The sequence below is a fragment of the Intestinimonas butyriciproducens genome (genome assembly GCF_016901775.1).
Classification (GTDB): Bacteria; Bacillota; Clostridia; order Oscillospirales; family Butyricicoccaceae; genus Pseudobutyricicoccus.
The window spans coordinates 1-18,594 of record NZ_JACJKW010000006.1 but is presented as its reverse complement, the minus strand read 5'-3'; the positions used below and the strand labels follow the sequence as shown (position 1 = coordinate 18,594).

Here is an 18,594-nt window from a genome sequence, read left to right as displayed (position 1 = left end):
CGGCGGCGAAAGCGGTGGAAAAAGGGTAAAATCTTTGGAAAAGCAGGGCAGAGAGGGGGAGGCTCCCCCTTGCAAGCAGGCGGGCTTTCGTCTATAATTTAAGGTAGCTTCCGGCCAGAGACAAAGCCGGAGTCTGGAAGGAGACAGCAAAAATGGGAAAAACCAATGTGCGTATGCTGGTCATTGCTTCGGTGTTTACCGCCATGATCTTGCTCACGGTGATGTTCCCTTTCCTGCGTATTCTCAATGAGTATGCCCATATTGGCGATGGGGTGATCTATCTGGCCTGCGTCATTCTCCCCGCGCCCTATGCCATTCTGGCGGCTTCCGCCGGGGCTGCGCTGGCCGATATTTTCCTGGGCGCTATGCTGCCCTGGGCCCCCATGTCCCTTGTGATCAAAGGGCTGATGGCCTACACCATGTGCCGCCTGGCCGGAGGGAAGCAGGCCGGTCCCTGGCGGATGGTGCTGGGGCTGCTGCTGGCTTCTTTCATCAATGTGGCCGGGTATTTTCTGGGAAGCTGGCTGGTGTACGGCCTGGGGGCCGCGGCAGCGGGCATTCCTCTCAATCTGATCCAATCCGCAGTGGCGGCCGCCCTTTACCTGGCGCTGCAGAAGCTGGTGCGCCGCACAGCCGGAAAATATGTGAAATAATCATAGAGATAAAGGAAAACGAAACATATGCTTGAAAAGCTGGAACTTGTGGAAAAACGATTTGGCGAGCTGGAAGAAGCGCTGGCCCAGGGAGATCTGTATGCCGATCCGGAAAAGGCGGCCCGTCTGCTGAAAGAGCAGAAGGAGCTGACCCCGGTGGTGGAGGCCTATCGGGCCTGGCGCCGCACCCAGAAGGATATGGAGGATGCCCAGGAGCTGATGCACAGCGAAGAGGGAGAGATGCGGGAGCTTTGTCAGGCGGAGTTTGAAGAGAGCAAAGACCGTCTGGAAGAGCTGGAACAGCAGATCCGCCTGCTCCTTTTGCCCAAAGATGAAAACGACGATAAGAATGTCATCGTAGAGATCCGCGGCGGCGTGGGCGGAGAGGAAGCGGCGCTGTTTGCCCATTCCCTCTTCCGGATGTACTCCATGTACGCCGAGCGGAAGCGTTATACAGTGGAAGTGCTCAGCAGCAATGAGACCGAGCTGGGGGGCATCAAGGAAATCAGTTTTGAGGTGCGGGGCGCAGGTGCCTTTTCCCGCTTCAAGTTTGAAAGCGGCACCCATCGGGTGCAGCGGGTGCCGGAGACCGAGTCCTCCGGGCGCATTCATACCTCGGCGGCCACAGTGGCCGTTCTGCCTGAAGCCGAGGAAGTGGAAGTGCAGATCGATCCCGGTGATTTGCAGATCGATACCTATCGTTCCGGCGGCGCCGGCGGCCAGCATGTGAACAAGACCGAATCGGCCATTCGCATCACCCACCTGCCCACCGGACTGGTGGTGGAGTGCCAGGACGAGCGCAGCCAGCACAAAAACCGGGACAGAGCCATGAAGATTCTGCGCACCAAGCTGTATGAAATGCAGCAGCAGGCCCTGGACAAGGAGCGGGCCAGCGAGCGGCGCAGCCAGGTTGGTTCCGGCGACCGGAGCGAGCGGGTGCGCACCTATAACTATCCACAGGGACGGGTCACCGATCACCGCATCGGACTGACGCTCCACCGGCTGGATGCCGTGCTGGACGGGGATCTGGACGAGATCATCGACGCTCTCATCGCCGCCGATCAGGCGGAAAAGCTGCGGACGGGGACAGAAGAATAAAGAACCGGTGATGAAAGAGACAGAGCCGGCATAGAATAAAGGAAGTGTATCAAATGAACATTTGGCATGACATCGACCCCAGCAGCATCAAACCGGAAAAGTTCATGGCGGTGATCGAGATCCCGGCAGGCAGCAAGAAAAAGTACGAGCTGGATAAGCGCACCGGTCTGCTGCGCCTGGATCGGATCCTTTATACCTCCACCCACTACCCGGCCAACTACGGCTTCATTCCCCGCACCTATGCCGATGACGGCGACCCGCTGGATGTGCTGGTGCTGTGCAGCGAGACCCTGGATCCGCTGGTGGAAGTGGAGTGCTACCCCATCGGGGTGGTGCGCATGGTGGACGGGGAGGAATATGACGATAAGATCATCGCCATCCCTCTGGAGGATCCCACCTGGAATTACTATCAGGATGTGAACCAGCTTCCTCCCCATATCCTCAATGAGATCGCCAATTTCTTTGAGGTCTATAAGAGTCTGGAACATAAAAACACCACTTTGAGCAACACTCTGGGCCGGGAAGCGGCTTTGCAGATCATCCGGGAGACTTTGTATACCTACGAGTGTCATTTTTGCGGAAGAATGGAATAACATCCATCACCGGGGCCAGCGGAAGGAGTTAAAACATGATGGAAACACTGCTTTTGAAGGCAAATGAACAGGAAGATGTGCAGCGGGCGGGGGAGATCCTCCGCCGGGGAGGCATTGTGGCCATCCCCACCGAAACAGTTTATGGCCTGGCTGCCGACGCTACCAGCGGGCAGGCGGTGAGTAAAATTTTTGAAGCCAAAGGCCGGCCCCAGGACAATCCTCTCATCGTGCATATCGCCTCTTTGGAGGATCTGCCGCCCCTGGTGGAGCAGGTGCCTCCCATGGCGGAAAAACTGGCCCAGTCCTTCTGGCCCGGCCCCTTGACCATGGTGTTTCGCAAAAGCCCCCGGGTGCCTCAGGAGATCACCGCCGGACTGGAGACAGTTGCCATCCGGATGCCTCAGCATCCGGCAGCCCGGGATGTGATCCGGGCGGCCGGTGTGCCTCTGGCGGCTCCTTCGGCCAACCGCTCAGGAAAACCCAGCCCCACTACGGCCCACCATGTGATGGAAGACATGAAAGGCCGGATCGAGGCAGTGCTGGATGGGGGCGAATGCTCGGTGGGTGTGGAGTCCACCGTGGTGGACATGACCGGGGAAGTGCCCCGCATTCTCCGACCTGGCGCCATTACCCAGAAACAGCTGAAGCGGGTGCTGGGGAAGAATGTGGAGATCGACGAAGCGGTGTTCCACGAGGTGGCTCCCGGCCAGCCGGTGCGCTCTCCTGGAATGAAATACCGCCACTATGCGCCCAAGGCTCCGGTGCTGCTCTTTGTGGGTGCGCCTGATGTGACCGCCCGGGCTATCGAGCAGGAGATGCAGCCCCACGATGCGGTGCTGTGCTTTGATGAATACCACGATTTCTATGATGACGAAAAGGGGCCTGTGCGCACCTATGGCCCCTCTTGCGACAAACAGGCCCAGGGCCAGCAGCTTTTTGCAGCCCTGCGGGATCTTGATGACACTTCCTGTCAGCGGATCCTGGCCCAGGCCCCCCGTCCCTTCGGGGAAGGGCTGGCGGTGAGCAACCGCATTCACAAAGCGGCCGGGTTCCAGGTGGTGCATCCGGTGAAATTCCAGGTGGTGGGCATCACCGGCACTTCGGGCAGCGGCAAAAGCAGTGTGGGCGCTTGCCTCCAGCAGATGGGCTGGCAGATCATTGATGCCGACCAGGTGTATCATCAGCTGCTCAAGCTGGATCGGAACCTGACCCGTACGGTGCTCAATCAGTTCCCCGCCGTGGCCGGGCCCGATGGGAATGTGGACCGGAAGGCTCTCAGCCGCATCGTGTTTGAAGACCGGATGGAGCTGCGCCGGCTCAATGCCATCACCCATCCGGCGGTGAAACGGGAGATCCGCCGCCGCATCCGGGTGCTTACCAGCCAGGGCTGCCGCCGCATTGGTCTGGATGTGCCGCTGCTGTATGAAAGCGGCCTGGACCATGTGTGTGATTTCGTCATCGGCGTGGTGGCTCCCGAACCGGCTCTCACCGAGCGGATCGTCCGCCGGGACGGCATCAGCCCCGAACAGGCCCGCATCCGTCTGGCCTCCCAGCCGGACCGGCAGTTCTATGAGGCCCTGTGCGATATCCTCATCGAAAACGACGGGGACGAGGAAGCCCTTTTCCGGAATCTGAAGGAAAGCCTGCCCCAGATGGAAGAAGAGACAGGGAAAAAATAAGTGCATAGTTTGACAACCCCTGGGCACACTGAGCCCAGGGGTGTTTTTTTGAACAAGAAAGAATTTACCATCAAAAACCATCAGCAAGGGGAAGAGCAGGAGGGAAAGGTGCCGGAAGAACAGATGGACGCCATCCGTCAGATCGGCTCTCTCACTTTGGAAAGCGAAAAAAAGAAGTCATCCATCCACTGTCTTACCATTGTAGGGCAGGTGGAGGGGCATATGATCCTACCGCCCCAGAACAAGACCACCAAATATGAGCATGTGATGCCTCAACTGGCGGCCATTGAGGAAAGCGATGACATCGACGGCTTGCTGATTCTGCTCAACACGGTGGGCGGGGATGTGGAGGCCGGGCTGGCCATCGCTGAGCTGATCGCCGGCATGAAAAAGCCCACCGTTTCCCTGGTGCTGGGAGGAGGGCACTCCATTGGGGTGCCTCTGGCCGTTTCGGCCCAGAAGAGCTTTATTGCGCCCACGGCGTCCATGACGGTGCACCCGGTGCGGCTCAGCGGCACGGTGATCGGCGTGCCCCAGACCATGACCTATTTTGAAAAGATTCAGGATCGGATCGTGGATTTTGTGGTGGAAAACAGCCATGTGTCCGCAGAGGACTTCCGCAAGCTGATGATGAAAACCGGAGAGCTGACCACCGATGTGGGCAGCGTGGTCTATGGCAAAGACGCGGTGGACATCGGTCTCATCGACAGCCTGGGAAGCCTCAGCGATGCATTGGAGTGTCTCCACGCCATGATCGACGAGAAAAAAGGGAGGGAAACAGATGCTGCACACCATCATTCCGGAGGATCAGATCTTCCCCAGTGAGTACGGCAAGCCGGAGCAGGCCCGATATGGAGGAGCCATGGCAGAGATCCATGTGGACCAGTATGGACGGCCCCGCCTGGGCAGACTCTATACCACCGATCTCAGTGCCTATCTTTCCCTTTCCCAGCTGGAAATTCAATAAAAAGTCCCGCTTGGCACAGCCAGGCGGGACTTTTTTCGTCAAAGACAGACTGTCTTTTTTGAAACAAATGTGCTATACTGTATCCTGCAATGTTATACGCAAAAATAAAGTACAGGTGATCACAGTTGGCCAATACCCAGAATCGAAAAACTTCATCCTCTTCCTCCAGCGGAGGAAAAAAGCGGAGCACCTCTTCTTCCTCCAGCCGGAGCGGAAGCAGAAGCCAAAAGAAAAAGCCCACCCGGCAGCAGGTGGCGGCCCGGAGGGAGATCTATGCCGGCGTCTGTGCTGCTGTGGCGGTGCTCTGTTTCCTCAGCCTGCTGCGGGTCACCGGCTTTTTGCTTTTGTGGCTGGAAAAGGGCATCGGCGGGCTGATCGGCACCGGCTTTGTACTTCTGCCTTTCTGCTTGCTTTTTGCTGCAGGGCTTTTTATCATAAAACGCCGGGGAAAGGTGCGTTTGCGGGTGTTCTGCGCCCTTTTGCTTCCGGTGCTGTGGGGCAGCGCCGCCCATATTTTCCTCTGTGCCAAGGAATTTCCCTTGACCATGGATGGACTCATCGATCTGTGCCTTACCGGTGCTTCCCGCACCTCTGGTGGCCTTTTGTCCGGTGGTCTGGCTATGTTTTTGTCGGCGGCTCTCTCCGATGCAGGAGCCATTGTGGTGATTTTTCTTGCAGGAGTGGTTTGCCTGCTGATCTCCACCAACACCAGCCTTTCCATGCTCTTTGAGCGGGTGCGGGATCTGCCCCCGGAAGAAGAGGACGAAGAGGAAACAAGACCCCGCAGCCGGAAAAAGGCTCAGGCGGCACCTCCGCCTCCGCCCGCCCCGGCTCCTATGCCCCAGCAAACTGCCCCGGCCCGTTCTTCGGTGCTGGGAGGGTTGTTCGGCGGAAAGCGGAAAAACATCGACATTCCTGTGGGCAAACCCCAGGAACCGGAGTATCCCAAAGGGGAGCCCATTTCCATCTCCCCGCCCAATGTGCAGGCGCCGGATCAGGTGATCGGCGCTGCTCAGCCCAGGCAGAGACCGGAAGCCACCGTGGCCCAGCCGGTGAAAAGCGGGGAAGTGCCATCTCCGGTGATTCCGGAGATGCCCCAGGGCGAGCCGGTAGTGCCCCCGGCCATCCAGAGAGCCCGGGAGTTTGCTGCCAAAAAGGCAGCTCAGATGTACAAGGCCGCAGCGGAGAAAGAAGAGCGGAAGCAGGAGGAAACCCAGGCGCAGGCTCCTATCCCGTTCCCCACGGCCTCCCAGGCCGAGCAGGCAGTAAGCCTGCCCTGGGAAGAAGAAGGGACGGCAGAGCCTGTGGACAAGGCAGAAGAGGAAGTTTGCACCGTTCCCTCTGTAACGGTTTCTCAGGAGCCGGAAGGAGAAAGCTCCCAAATGCCGGAAGAGTCTTTTTCCGCAGATGCAGAACCAGCTGCCCAGCCTTCTTTTGGTGGGGATGAGACTCTGGCAGCCGCCGCGGCCATGGCGGCTACTCAGTCGCCCCGGGAATCCTTGGGCCGGGAAGGCCCGGAATGGGACGAAAAAGACCCGGAACAGGCCGACAAGCGTCAGCAGGTGCTGGAAGAGGCCCTGGAAGAATACACCCCCAAGGATATCTATCTCTATCCCCCTGTGAGCCTGCTGAACAAAGGCAGCACTGTGGAGATGGATCACACCCAGGAGCTGGCGGAAAATTCCGCCCGGCTGGTGGATACTTTGAAGAGCTTCGGCGTGGAGGCCACCCTGGTGGATATCACCCGCGGCCCCACCGTCACCCGTTACGAGCTTCAGCTGAAACGAGGGACCAAGTTCTCCCGGGTGACCAATCTGTCCGATGATATTGCTCTGTCTCTGGGAGCGGCCAGCGTGCGTATTGCCATGATTCCCGATAAATTGGCAGTGGGCATTGAGGTGCCCAATAAAAATGTAGAACTGGTTCCCATCCGGGATATCATCGATTCGCCGGAGTTTACCGGCAGCAAATCCAAGATCAGCTTTTCGGTGGGCAAGGATATCACCGGCCACAATGTGGTGGGCGACATCAAGAAGATGCCCCATATGCTCATCGCCGGCACCACCGGTTCCGGTAAATCGGTGTGCATCAATTCCATGCTCATCAGTCTGATCTATAAGGCCACCCCTCAGGAAGTGCGCCTGATCATGGTGGATCCCAAAATGATCGAGCTGGGGGTCTATAACGGCATTCCTCATCTGCTCATCCCGGTGGTCACCGATCCCCGGAAGGCAGCGGGTGCCCTCAACTGGGCGGTTTCCGAAATGATGCGCCGCTATAAGCTGTTTTCCGAATACAATGTGCGGGACCTGGAGGCCTATAACGAAGCAGCCCAGGAAAAAGATGGGGAAAAACTGCCCCAGATCGTCATCGTCATCGACGAGCTGGCCGACCTGATGTTTGTGGCGGCCAGTGAAGTGGAAAATGCCATCGTGCGTATTGCCCAGATGGCCCGGGCCGCCGGAATGCATCTGGTCATCGCCACCCAGCGGCCCTCCGCCGATGTGATCACCGGCATTATGAAGGCCAATATCCCCTCCCGCATCAGCTTTGCCGTGGCGTCCCAGATCGAGTCCCGTATCATTCTGGATACCACCGGTGCGGAAAAACTGCTGGGCCGGGGCGATATGCTCTACAATCCCCTGGGTGCGCCCAAACCCTTGCGTGTGCAGGGCTGCTTCATCACCACCGGCGAGATCGAAGCGGTGGTGGAGTTTGTGAAAAAGACCGGCACGCCGGATTATTCCCAGGAGGTCATGGAGCACATCGAGCGCCAGGCCGAAGGCGCCGACAACGGCAGCGCAGCCGCTTCTGGCAGCGGGGAGGAAGAAGAGGACGAAATGCTGCCCAAAGCCATCGAGGTGGTGGTGGAAACCGGACAGGCTTCGGTGTCCATGCTCCAGCGCCGGCTGAAACTGGGATACTCCCGGGCGGCCCGGCTGGTGGATCAGATGGAAGAGAGGGGCATCGTAGGGCCTTTTGAAGGCTCCAAGCCCCGGCAGGTGCTGATCACCCGGGATGAATGGCGGGAAATGGTGCTGCGGCAAAGCGACTGATTTTCCCGCAAACCATGTGATACCATAGGAAGAACCAGGATTTATTGTTACATATCGTGCCCCAAGAAGGAGGAGCTATGACAGAAAAGGAAGTGGCCGAGCTGCGCCGCCGGTTTCGCCAGGATAAAAACAGCATTACCCACATCAGAGGCTGCTATGTCAATGACCGGGGAGAGATCCTCGCCCAGTTTGATCAGCCTTTGTCCACTCTGGGCCAGGAAGAAGAGGAAAAAATGCTGGCTCTTCTCAAAGGGGCCCTGTCCGGCTCGCTGGGAAAGAATCTTCTGGATGTGGCCTTTTCCAATGAACAGGTGATGGAAGGAGAAGAGCATAAGCTGCTGATGGAGCTGCGGGAAAGCCAGCTGCAGGACGAAAATGTGGCGGAGCGGTTTTTCCAGAATGTGATAGAAGGTGTGGTGCTGGAGGAAAATTACCTGATCCTGCTGGCCTATGATACCTATGATGTACCCGGTCACGGCAAGGATGGGGAGGAGATGGAGGACAGCTCCACCGATGTGTACCGGTATATCCTCTGTGCCATCTGCCCCGTCAAGCTGACCAAGCCCGGCCTTTCTTATTCTCCCCATGAGAATCTGTTTCACAACTGCAAGCTGGATTGGGTGATCGCCCGTCCGGCCCTGGGCTTCTTGTTCCCCGCTTTTGACGAGCGGACGGCCAATATCTATAACGCCCTTTATTACACCAAAAGCCCGGAGGACAACTGTCAGAGCCTGGCCGATGTGCTCTTTGCCACGGAGCTGCCCATGCTGGCGATGCAGCAGAAGGAGTCCTTCCAGGGCCTTTTGGAGGAGAGTTTTCAGCAGCAGTGCAGCATGGAGCGGGTGCTGGAAGTGGATCAGAAATTGCGGGAGACCATCGCCCGGCACAAGGAGGAAAAGCAGGAAGAGCCCCTCACTTTTTCCAAGAAGGAAGTGGGGATGCTGCTGCGGGGCTGCGGTCTGGAGGAAGAGGAAGACAATCATTTTGAAGAGTGCTACACCCAGTCTTTTGGTCAGGAAACCCTGCTGTCTCCTAAAAATGTAGTAGAAAACAAGATCCAGGTAAAGACACCGGCGGTGACGGTGCAGGTGGATCCCCAGCGCAGTGAGCTGCTTGAGACCCGGGTGATCGATGGGGTGAAGTATATCCTGATCCGGGCCGACGAGGAAGTAACAGTGAATGGAGTACATATCCATATTTCCTGACCCTCTTTCCCATTGGCCTGCATCGTGCTATAATAAAAGCAGCTCAGATGCCGGCCCTTTGCGGCCGTTTTCAAAACGGAACAATCTGTTTTTCAGGAGGGACTGTTATGGGATTTAAAAAGCTGGAAGCCTGGGATATGCCGGGCAACCCCTTTGAGATGATCGAGCACCAGGCGGCGCTGTTTACCGCCGGAACCAAAGAGCATTTCAACACCATGACCATTGGCTGGGGACTGATGGGAGATCTGTGGAATGTGCCCGCTTTTACCGCTTATGTGCGTCCCAGCCGTTATACCTGGCAGTTTGCCGAGGAAAACGATTGCTTTACCGTTTCCTTCTTCGGTACGCCCCGCCCTCAGGCCCTGGCTGTGCTGGGAAGTAAATCCGGCCGGGATATGGATAAGATCCACCAAAGCGGCCTGACGCCGGTGGAGCTGGAGGGGCAGGTGGCCTTTGAAGAAGCCCAGGTGGTGCTCATCTGCAAGAAGATCTATGTGGACGATCTGAAGCCGGAAAAGATCCCCCAGCAGTGGAAGGATAAATTTTACGGCGATGGGGATTACCACCGGATCTATACCGGCCAGGTGCTGTCGGTTTATGTGAAAGAATAAAACTGCGCAAAAGGGCGGCCTTGAAAGCCGTCCTTTTATACACAAGGAAAGGAACGGGACCATGGCGGAGCGTTATGAATTTTTGCCCATCTCCAAAGAGGATATGGTGGAGCGGGGCTGGTATTATTATGATTTCCTGCTGATCACCGGGGATGCCTATGTGGATCATCCTTCCTTCGGTACGGCGGTGATTTCCCGTCTGCTGGAAAAGGAAGGATTCCGGGTGGCCATCCTGTCCCAGCCGGACTATCATTCGGCAAAGGAGCTGTTGGCCATGGGAAGGCCCCGCTATGGGGCCCTGGTCAATGCGGGCAACATCGATTCCATGGTGGCCCATTACACCGTAGCCAAGCGGCGGCGGGAAAAGGACGCCTACACTCCCGGCGGAATGGGCGGCAAACGCCCTGACCGGGCGGTGATCGTCTATTCCAACCTGGTGAAGCGGGCCTGGCCCGATCTTCCCATCGTCATTGGCGGCATTGAAGCGTCTTTGCGCCGGTTTGCCCACTATGACTATTGGGAGGACAAGGTGCGCCGTCCCATTCTGGTGGACAGCGCCGCCGATCTGCTGATCTACGGCATGGGAGAGCATCAGATGAAGGAAATCGCCCATCGCCTGGCCAAAGGGGAGGACATCCACCAGATCCGGGATGTGCGGGGCACTTGTTATATGACCAAGGACACAGAGGACTGTGTTTTCCCCTTTGTGCAGGAGCCTTCCTTTGAGGAAGTCAGCCGGGACAGGCACGCCTATGCCAAAGCGGCCCTTATCGAGCACGATGAGCAGGACTTTGTCCGGGGCCGGGCCATTATCCAGGGGTATGAGGGCCGGTTTCTGGTGCAGAATCCCCCGGCCATTCCGCTGAATACCCAGGAACTGGATCAGGTGGCCGATCTGCCCTATACCCGCACCTATCACCCTTCTTATGAAGAACTGGGGGGCGTGGATGCCATCCGGGAGGTGGAGTTTTCCATCATCCACAACCGGGGGTGTTTTGGCGCCTGCAATTTCTGCGCCCTCACCATGCACCAGGGCCGGTTTGTCACCAGCCGCAGTCACCAATCGGTGATAAAAGAAGCTCAGCGCATGACGGAAAATCCCCGGTTCAAAGGGTATATCCACGATGTGGGCGGCCCCACCGCCAATTTCCGTGGGCCCGCCTGCCCCAAGCAGGCCAAGGTGGGGGCTTGCAAGGACAGACAGTGTCTGTTCCCCTCCCCCTGTCCCGCTCTCAAGGGAGACCACAGCGATTATCTGGCTCTTTTGCGCAAGCTGCGGGCGATCCCCGGGGTGAAAAAGGTGTTCATCCGCTCGGGTATCCGGTATGACTATATGGCCTGCGACCCTTCCGGTGAGTTTTTCGCCGACCTGGTGCGCTATCATGTGAGCGGCCAGCTGAAGGTGGCCCCGGAGCACATCAGTCCCAATGTGCTCTATTATATGGGCAAGCCACCCAAGGAAATCTATGAGCGGTTCTGCGACAAATACAAGCGGCTCAACCAGAAATACGGTCTGGAACAATACCTGGTGCCTTACCTTATGTCCTCCCACCCGGGCAGCCGCCTGGACGATGCCATCTATCTGGCGGAGTACCTGAACCAGACGGGCTACCGGCCGGAACAGGTGCAGGATTTTTATCCCACGCCGGGCACACTTTCCACCGCCATGTATTATACCGATCTGGACCCTCGCACCATGGAGCCGGTGTATGTAGCCAAAGATCCCCATGAAAAGGCCATGCAGCGGGCGCTGCTCCAGTGGAAGAACCCGAAAAACCGGGCACTGGTGCTGGAGGCGCTGCGAAAGGCCGGGAGAGAGGATCTCATTGGCCATGGCAAGCACTGTCTGGTGTGGGACGATACCCACTCCCGCCGAAAAGAGGGGAAGGGGAAGCGAGAGACGCCGCCTCCGGTGCGGGAGCACAAAAAGGTGCGTGGTGTGAAAGCGCCTCGTCCCCAGCACACGAAAGGCAAAAAACAGCCATCCCGTTCGGGGAAAAAAGGCCGATAAAGGAAAAATCAGGCTGTCTAAATTGATCTGGCTAGGGGAGACTGTTTGTTCTATCCCTCATTAATCTGTAAAAAAGGGCGGCCTGTGCGTCGTTTTTGACACCTCTCAAGGGCGGGGTGACCTCGCAGGCAAACATTCCTTGCCCGGGCGTATACAACCTACCGGAGCAAAGAAAAAATGGGAGCGGCGGCTCGCCGCCAGGCCCTTGCAAAAATTCGCCAAAATGGCTTTTGTCACTTTGGCGACACGAAAAAATCCCTGCTTCTTTTGAAGCAGGGATTTTTTATATCATCAGACTTTCCAAGGTGATGGGCCGGGCTTTCAATCGTTCCGCATCCTTTGGTTCATGGGAGATCACCAGAAGCGCCCGCCCCTCCTGGTATTTCAGAATACACTGGGCTGCTTTTTTCCGGCTCTTTTCGTCCAGGCCCTGAAAGGGTTCGTCCATCAGAAGGGCATCACAGGGGAAGGCCAGTGCCCGCCCCAAAGCCCCCCGACGCCGCTGACCTCCGCTGAGGGCGGCAGGATAGTGGGAAAAGTACTCCCCAAGGCCCAGCTCTTCTCCAATCTGCCGGGCCAGAGCCGGGGTGCGGCTCACAAGGCACAGGTTTTCCTCCAGAGTCAATGTGGGCAGCAGCCGGTCTTCCTGAAAGACCACACCCAGGCGGGAAGGACGCTGGATGGTTCCCCGCTGGGGCTTCAGCAAACCGCAGAGCAGCCGGAGAAAAGTGGTTTTTCCCTGACCGGAAGGGCCTAAAAGAAGCAGCCGTTCTCCCTTTTCCAAAGAAAAGGACAGATTTTGCAGCACCGGCCGGTTTCCATAGGAAAACGAAATATTCCGGGCGTTCAGCATGGCGTGTTCTCCTTTTTGGGGGGAGTATACCGGCGGGAAAGACACTTCACCAGGGCCACAGCCCCTTTTTCCAAAATGAGAGACAAAAGGATGATGGCCGCCGTCCAGGCAAACAGGTCGGTGGTCTCCAGTGTCACTTTGGCGGTGTGAAGCTGGGTTCCCATGGCCCCCATGGGAATGGCCAGCACCTCGCCGGCGATCCCCGCTTTCCAGGCAAAACCCAGGCCGGTGCGCACCGCCGCCAGGGCATAAGGCACCAGGGCGGGGAGATAGATGTAACGAAAAACCTGAAAGGGGGTAAAGGCATAAACTTTCCCCATTTCCAAAAGCAGCGGGTCGGCGCTTTTCAGCCCTTCCAGCAGGTTTTCATAGCACAAAGGCAGCACCATCAGAAAGGCGATAAAGGCCGACAGCCAGGGAGAGGGCAGCCACAGAAGGGCCAGCACGATAAAGGAGGCCACCGGGGTGGATTTGATGATGGTCAATGGAGGCGCCAGAAGAGAGGCCAGCGGCGGCAGGAAGAATCCCGCCACCGCCAGCAGGGCTGCACCGAAAAAACCCATCAGAAATCCGGCCACGATCCGCCGCAGGCTGAAAGCGATGCTCTGCCAGAAAGGGTGGGTCAGACAAAGTTCCCCCAGCCGCCGTCCCACTTGAAGCGGGGAGGGCAGCAGCAGGGGCTGATTCAGCCGCCAGGCCCCGATCTGCCACAGCAGAAGCCAGAACAGAGCAATCAGCCCCCAGCGCAGCAGGCGGGATTTAGCTTTCCAGGTAGTAGAAGTCATCGCCGGGGAGAGCACCGCCCACCGAGGTGGGATCGGCATTCATTAGAATTTCCAGGAAGCCCTGGGTCATGGTCTTCATTTCATCGCCGGTGATGCAGACGATGTTGCACTGAGGCAGAGCCTTCTGGGCTACGGCCTTTGTAACAATGCCCTGTTCTTCGATCAGGGTGGATGCTTCATCCAGATTGTTTTCATCGGTGACATAGTTTACGCTCTCCTGGTATTCTTTCAGGAAAGTGGCCAGAGCCTGGGGATGCTCCTGGGCAAAGGACTTCTGCACCAGCAGACAGCCCATGGTCAGAATGCTTTCTCCCTGGGCGGCATCCTCCCACAGCTGGGTCAGATCCAGGGCAACCCGGGCGTTTTCATTCTGGGTGAGAACACTGGTGACAAAGGGCTGGGGCAGAAGGGCCAGGTCGGCCTGCCCGGCGGCCAGCAAAGCAGCCAGTTCGCTGTGTTCGGTTTTGTATTCCACCTGCACATCGGTGCCAGGGGTCAGTCCGTTTTGATTCAGTACATAATTGAGGGCATATTCCGGAGTAGAGCCTTTGCCGGTGGCGTAAATGGTACGGCCGCGCAGATCCTCCACCGACTGGATGGTGTCGCCGGTTTCCACGATATACAGAACGCCCAGTGTGTTGAGGGCAGCCAGCTGCACTTTACCCTGGGTTTTGTTATAGAGTGTGGAAGCCAGGTTGGTGGGTACAGCGGCAATGTCGAACTCACCCTGGACAATGGGGCCGGTGAGCTCTTCCGGAGCGCCGGCCAGAGTGAAGTCATAGTTTCCCTGGGTTTCTCCTTTGGCGCTGTCGTCCATCATCTTTACCATGCCCATGGCTGTGGGCCCTTTCAGCCCAGCCACCCGGATGGTTACATCGTCGGTGTTTTCTTCAGGGGTCTTTTCTTCTTCCTTCTGCTGCTCCTCCTGTTGGGCAGCATCCTTCTGGGCATCCTCCTGCTCAGAGGAACTCTGGCATCCAGCCAGGGTGAAAAGCAGCAGCAAAGCGAGGAAAAGGGACAAAAATCTCCGTTTCATGGAATAAACTCCTTTGTGATATGGTGTAGGGGGTCAGTTTGCATGGGCCAGTGTTTCCAGCATCTCCGGGGACAAAAGTTGGATGCAGTTTCCCTGCCGCTGGATGATCCCTTCTCCCTCCAGGGATTCCAGCGCCCGGTAAAGAGAAGCCCGGCCCAGGTTGAGCTCCCGGGAAAGCTGGGTGTAGCTTTCCACCTGGGGCTGAGGACCATGGGCCAGAAGCCACAGGGCCAGCCGGGCCTGGGCAGTAGGGGCGGTGAAACTGCCGATTTTGTCATTGAGAAATTGGATGCGCTGGGACAGAAAAGAAATATAATTCCGGGCAGTGAGGGGACAGCGGACAAACATTTTTTCCAGCGTTTCTCCGGAATAAAACAGGATGCCGCTTTCCTCCTGGGCGGTGACAGTGCTCACATACCGCTGGGTGGGATGAAACAGCGCAGCTACCCCGAAACAGCTTCCCGGATACAGCGTATTCAGAAGTACGCCCCCCGGATTGTGTACCTGCACTTTCCCATACAGGATCACCCCGATGGCCCGGCAGAAATGATGGGCGGAATAGATGGTTTCCCCAGGAGCAAACAGCCGTTTCTCTCCCTGGTTCATCAAATCCCGTCCCAGTTTTTCCTCCAGACCCTGAAAAAGAAAGCACCGGCTGAGAATTTCTTGTTCTTTCGCAGTCAGCTCCATGGCAAACCTCCCGATATTGTCTCAAATGAGACAGATAGAGTATACCCCACCAGATGATGGGTGTCAATAGAAAAATGACAAAAGTTTAACAAAAATCCCCCGGGCTCTGAAAAGCTGGGGGATAAAGATTACGGAAAAAGGATATGGAGTGAGAAAATTTTTCCCTGCATTCTGAATCAATTTACAAAAGCTGGTGGTCCGTTGGCCGCGTGCAGCTCCTTGCCAAAACCGAAACAGTGCTCTTACCACGGTTTTGATGCGCTCCCCCGGCCTCTGGGAGGCTGGGAAAATGTATTCAGCTGTGGAAATCAGCCAGCAGCCGGTTCAGGAGAAAATCCGAAGCCTGGGTGGCCCGGGATCGGGCTGTGGGCAGCAGGCCCAGGGGGCGGGAAGGGGGCGGAGCCGATGCAGCCGATGCCAGGCGGAAGAAATCGGTAAGCGAATAAATGGCAAACCGATGGATCTGAGCCCGCTGGGCCCGGTTTTCCAGCATGGCAATGAGCAGGCCGGTGTAGTCGGCATCGTTGCAAACTTCCAGCTCGTGAGCAATTTGGGGGAGGAGCTTTTCAAACAGCATCCGGAGAGAAGGCTTTTCTCCCTCTTCTCCCAGCAGGCGCAGAGCTTCGCCTATACTTTGGCTGGAAAGGGCACAGAAGCGGGGGAAGGCCCAATCTTCGGCCGGGCGCCGGATATAGTACAGTTGCCCTGCCAGATTTTCCAGCATCCGCCGGGCATCATAATAGCCCATGCGCAGATTCCGGGCGGAGACCGAGGGATCAAAATTCATGATGGGCCCCAGGGATTCGGAAGGCTCCAGTACCCGGACCCGTACATTCTTGTCTTTGGGCAGACGGAAGATTCCCGGTCCGAAGATTCGCACCGCTATGATGTCAGTATGACCCCGGGAGACCAGCATATGCATGGGGCAGTTGTCATAGAGTCCGCCGTCGATAAAAGAGCGGCGGCCGATGCGGGTAGGCTGAAAGCCGGGAAAAGTGGCGCTGGCCATAATATAGGAGAGAAGGAGCTGGGGCGGCACCTGGTCTTTGAATACCTCCACCGGCTTCAGATCCCGGATGGAAACGGTGACCAGACCGAAATCCACCGGGCTATCCAGCAGCCGCTGGATATCCACCAGCTGGGAGAGCAGTTTTTGCATCCGGCCGGTGTCCACGCCGCCATCCTCCCGCACTTGGCGCAGGGCATCTTTGTAATAGGAAAGGTCCGAGGAATCCACCTTTCCGGTGAAAAGCTTTTGATAACGGGCATTGTCGATGTCAAAAAGATCTTCATTGGATAGAGTGAGCCACTTTTCCCGGGCCTTTTCCCAGTCTCCCTGGGCCAGCAGGGCGGCGTTGACCGCTCCGATGGATGTGCCGGTGATGGCGTCGAAGGTGATTCCTGCTTCCATAAAAGCCTGGTAAGCGCCAATGTGATAGGCGCCCCGGCTGCCGCCGCCTTCCAAGGCAAGACCGAACATAGCGTACCCTCCTTTCGCTGTTGTGATTTTGTTTCATCCTATCATCTGATAGAGCGGATGTAAATACCCTTTGTCCACCTTGAAAGATGTGTTATAATAGAAAAAAGCATAACTGCATCTTATTGTATGAGAAAAACAGCCGGGTATGAATGGACCGGCGCAAAGGAGGAAAATGATGATGTATACTTGTGCCAGCTGCCAGATACACGCTTGCGTATCCGGCGATAAGGAAAAGATGCCCAAAAATTGCCCCATGCACAAGGAAGAGCTGATGGAGCGGGCCAAGGCAGAATATGTGAAGCCGGAATACCGCGACTTCTATAAAAATTCCTGCCTGGTGGAATCGGAAGGCTATTGCCAGTGGCCTCGGGTGAAGGAGATCGCTGAATTTTGCAAGAAGAATGGCTTTACAAAGATCGGCGTGGCATTTTGCACCGGTTTGCGTCAGGAGGCCAAAGCGGCTTGTGAGATCTTCCGCAATCATGGACTGGAAGTGGTGTCGGTGATGTGCAAAACCGGTGCTATGCCCAAGGAGACCGTGGGAGTCACCGAAGAGGAAAAGGTGCGTCCCGGCACTTTTGAAGTGATGTGCAATCCGGTGGCCCAGGCCATGCTCCTCAATGAGCAGAAGACCCAGTTCAATGTGGTCATCGGCCTGTGCGTGGGTCATGATTCCATGTTCTACAAGTATTCTGAGGCCATGTGCACCACCTTGGTCACCAAGGATCGGGTGCTGGCTCATAACCCGGCCGGTGCTCTTTACTGTGCCGGTTCCTATTTCAAGACACGGGTATAAACCCTTACCGATGGAAAAGGAGGCCGATGGATGAAAGAAAACAGACCTTCTCAGTGGCGGAAAATGACTGCTGCTGTTGCCGGCGGCCTGGGCGCCGCCGCAGGCTTTGCCGCCTTCTGCCGGTGGCAGAACAGCAGCCTGGATGTGACCACTTACCGCTGCGGCAGCCATAAACTGCCTTCCTCTTTTGAGGATTTTGTTCTGCTTCAGGTGTCCGATCTGCACAACAAAAGATTTGGCCGGCATCAGCACGGTTTGCTGGATCGGCTGGCTGCGGAAGAACCCAATGCCATCCTGATCACCGGAGACCTGGTGGATTGTCATCGGACCAATATCGCCCAGGCCATGGAATTTGTCCGGGGAGCGGTGCGCCTGGCGCCGGTGTACTATACGCCCGGCAACCATGAGGGGCGGTTGGCCGTCTATCCTCGTTTGCGGGAAGAGCTGGTCAAAGCCGGTGTCCGTGTGCTGGAAGATCAAAAGGCCTGCCTGGCATACCGTGGCGGCTTTATCGAGCTGATCGGATTGCGGGATCCCCGGTTCTTACCTCCGGAAGAGAGAAAAAACAGCCAGGTGCTGGAGAAGAAACTGGAGCAGCTGACCGAAGGCGAGGAAAATGTTTTCCGCCTGCTGCTTTCCCACCGGCCGGAGCTGTTTCCCATTTATCAAAAGAGCGGCGTGGACATGGTGCTTTGCGGCCATGCCCATGGGGGGCAGTTCCGCCTGCTTCATCAGGGAATTTTTGCACCTGGGCAGGGTGTACTTCCCAAATACACAGGCGGTGTCCATGTGCAGGGAAGTACCGCCATGGTGGTCAGCCGGGGCCTGGGCAACAGCGAATTTCCGCTGCGTCTGAACAACAGGCCCGAGATCGTCAAACTGATTCTTTCCCACGAAGGAGAATAAGAAAAAGCCCTGGAGAATGCTTTGAACCGCCCCAGATTGTGCGGACAGCACAAAAAGGCACCGATGTAGGAAAACATGAAGTTTTAAGCGGAGAGGCGTCGCGCCAGCGGCGCCTCTCCCGTTTTTAGCTGAATGCGCTCATGGTTGTAGAAGTGAATATAGCGGTCAATCATCT

General features: G+C 57.0%; 17 protein-coding genes. 12 read left to right on the top strand and 5 right to left on the bottom strand.

Going from position 1 to position 18,594, the window contains the following annotated elements; all coding sequences use genetic code 11:
• Window positions 1-152: 152 nt before the first annotated feature.
• From H6A25_RS04230 to H6A25_RS04185, 10 genes are all read left to right on the top strand, one after another.
• The gene (locus H6A25_RS04230) at window positions 153-653 is read left to right on the top strand and encodes an ECF transporter S component (RefSeq protein WP_204750756.1); all 501 of its coding nucleotides are present in this window, start codon (window positions 153-155) and stop codon (window positions 651-653) included.
• 27 nt (window positions 654-680) lie between these two features.
• Window positions 681-1,751: a peptide chain release factor 1 gene (gene prfA / locus H6A25_RS04225; protein WP_204750755.1), complete on the top strand. Its 1,071-nt coding sequence runs from the start codon at window positions 681-683 to the stop codon at window positions 1,749-1,751.
• Between the two features lie 53 nt (window positions 1,752-1,804).
• Window positions 1,805-2,344: an inorganic diphosphatase gene (locus H6A25_RS04220; protein ID WP_118426251.1), complete on the top strand. Its 540-nt coding sequence runs from the start codon at window positions 1,805-1,807 to the stop codon at window positions 2,342-2,344.
• Window positions 2,345-2,379: 35 nt separating this feature from the next.
• Window positions 2,380-4,023 carry an L-threonylcarbamoyladenylate synthase gene (locus H6A25_RS13050; RefSeq protein ID WP_204750754.1) on the top strand — a complete coding sequence of 548 codons (1,644 nt, stop codon included), beginning with the start codon at window positions 2,380-2,382 and terminating at the stop codon, window positions 4,021-4,023.
• 123 nt (window positions 4,024-4,146) lie between these two features.
• The gene (locus H6A25_RS04210) at window positions 4,147-4,848 is read left to right on the top strand and encodes a ClpP family protease (RefSeq protein WP_204750857.1); all 702 of its coding nucleotides are present in this window, start codon (window positions 4,147-4,149) and stop codon (window positions 4,846-4,848) included.
• Window positions 4,805-4,990 (top strand): YlzJ-like family protein, encoded by a 186-nt coding sequence (locus H6A25_RS04205; protein ID WP_204750753.1) that lies wholly within the window; start codon window positions 4,805-4,807, stop codon window positions 4,988-4,990. Before H6A25_RS04210 ends, H6A25_RS04205 begins: the two co-directional genes overlap by 44 nt.
• 125 nt (window positions 4,991-5,115) lie before the next feature.
• The gene (locus H6A25_RS04200; RefSeq protein WP_243423233.1) at window positions 5,116-8,046 is read left to right on the top strand and encodes a DNA translocase FtsK; all 2,931 of its coding nucleotides are present in this window, start codon (window positions 5,116-5,118) and stop codon (window positions 8,044-8,046) included.
• A gap of 77 nt (window positions 8,047-8,123) precedes the next feature.
• A complete protein-coding gene (locus tag H6A25_RS04195; protein WP_204750752.1) occupies window positions 8,124-9,251 on the top strand; it encodes a DUF4317 domain-containing protein in 1,128 nt (375 codons plus the stop codon).
• A gap of 107 nt (window positions 9,252-9,358) precedes the next feature.
• A complete protein-coding gene (locus H6A25_RS04190; RefSeq protein WP_204750751.1) occupies window positions 9,359-9,862 on the top strand; it encodes a flavin reductase family protein in 504 nt (167 codons plus the stop codon).
• A gap of 61 nt (window positions 9,863-9,923) precedes the next feature.
• Complete coding sequence (locus H6A25_RS04185; RefSeq protein WP_204750750.1) at window positions 9,924-11,873, top strand: YgiQ family radical SAM protein; 1,950 nt, start codon at window positions 9,924-9,926, stop codon at window positions 11,871-11,873.
• Between the two features lie 283 nt (window positions 11,874-12,156).
• Here the strand turns inward: H6A25_RS04185 and H6A25_RS04180 are convergent, their stop codons facing one another.
• The 5 genes from H6A25_RS04180 to H6A25_RS04160 all read right to left on the bottom strand — a co-directional run bounded on the left by H6A25_RS04180 (window position 12,157) and on the right by H6A25_RS04160 (window position 16,717).
• Window positions 12,157-12,726 (bottom strand): ATP-binding cassette domain-containing protein, encoded by a 570-nt coding sequence (locus H6A25_RS04180; RefSeq protein WP_204750749.1) that lies wholly within the window; start codon window positions 12,724-12,726, stop codon window positions 12,157-12,159.
• Complete coding sequence (locus tag H6A25_RS04175) at window positions 12,720-13,511, bottom strand: ABC transporter permease (protein ID WP_204750748.1); 792 nt, start codon at window positions 13,509-13,511, stop codon at window positions 12,720-12,722. The genes H6A25_RS04180 and H6A25_RS04175 overlap by 7 nt, the downstream gene beginning before the upstream one ends.
• Window positions 13,486-14,547 carry an ABC transporter substrate-binding protein gene (locus H6A25_RS04170; RefSeq protein ID WP_204750747.1) on the bottom strand — a complete coding sequence of 354 codons (1,062 nt, stop codon included), beginning with the start codon at window positions 14,545-14,547 and terminating at the stop codon, window positions 13,486-13,488. Before H6A25_RS04170 ends, H6A25_RS04175 begins: the two co-directional genes overlap by 26 nt.
• Window positions 14,548-14,580: 33 nt before the next feature.
• Window positions 14,581-15,237, bottom strand: coding sequence for a Crp/Fnr family transcriptional regulator (locus tag H6A25_RS04165; RefSeq protein ID WP_204750746.1), 657 nt, complete (start codon window positions 15,235-15,237; stop codon window positions 14,581-14,583).
• A 295-nt stretch (window positions 15,238-15,532) separates the two neighbouring features.
• On the bottom strand, window positions 15,533-16,717 hold the full coding sequence (locus H6A25_RS04160) for a patatin-like phospholipase family protein (protein WP_204750745.1): 1,185 nt from the start codon (window positions 16,715-16,717) through the stop codon (window positions 15,533-15,535).
• A gap of 175 nt (window positions 16,718-16,892) precedes the next feature.
• Here H6A25_RS04160 and H6A25_RS04155 point away from each other — a divergent pair, with 175 nt between their 5' ends.
• Window positions 16,893-17,513 (top strand): DUF1847 domain-containing protein, encoded by a 621-nt coding sequence (locus H6A25_RS04155; RefSeq protein ID WP_345941580.1) that lies wholly within the window; start codon window positions 16,893-16,895, stop codon window positions 17,511-17,513.
• Between the two features lie 30 nt (window positions 17,514-17,543).
• Window positions 17,544-18,419, top strand: coding sequence for a metallophosphoesterase (locus tag H6A25_RS04150; protein ID WP_204750744.1), 876 nt, complete (start codon window positions 17,544-17,546; stop codon window positions 18,417-18,419).
• Window positions 18,420-18,594 lie beyond the last annotated feature (175 nt).